This window comes from Streptomyces violaceorubidus (assembly GCF_000717995.1).
Lineage (GTDB): Bacteria > Actinomycetota > Actinomycetes > Streptomycetales > Streptomycetaceae > Streptomyces > Streptomyces violaceorubidus.
The window spans coordinates 1-247 of sequence record NZ_JODM01000224.1 but is presented as its reverse complement, the minus strand read 5'-3'; the positions used below and the strand labels follow the sequence as shown (position 1 = coordinate 247).

Here is a 247-nt window from a genome sequence, read left to right as displayed (position 1 = left end):
GAGGCCTGCGGGGTCGTGCGGGGCGGAGAGGGTGGTGTCGGTGAGGAGTGTGGTGGCCAGGGCGGCGAAGGCCGCGCTGTCGGGCCGGGCGCTGCCGGGGGGAAGCGTGTCCCATACCAGGGCGTACGCGTCGGCGACCAGGTCGGCGACCAGGTCGTTCCGCTGTGCTGGTTGGTCCCACGTTGCGGCATGACCGGGGCCGGCGGGGAACTGGTCCGGCTGCCAGTCCATGGCGTGGCCGGAGTGC

Annotated in this window: 1 protein-coding gene; it reads right to left on the bottom strand. The window is 74.1% G+C overall.

What is annotated here, in order from left to right:
• Positions 1 to 247: hypothetical protein (locus IE94_RS36985; RefSeq protein WP_037925176.1), on the bottom strand; the 247-nt coding region annotated here is incomplete at both ends.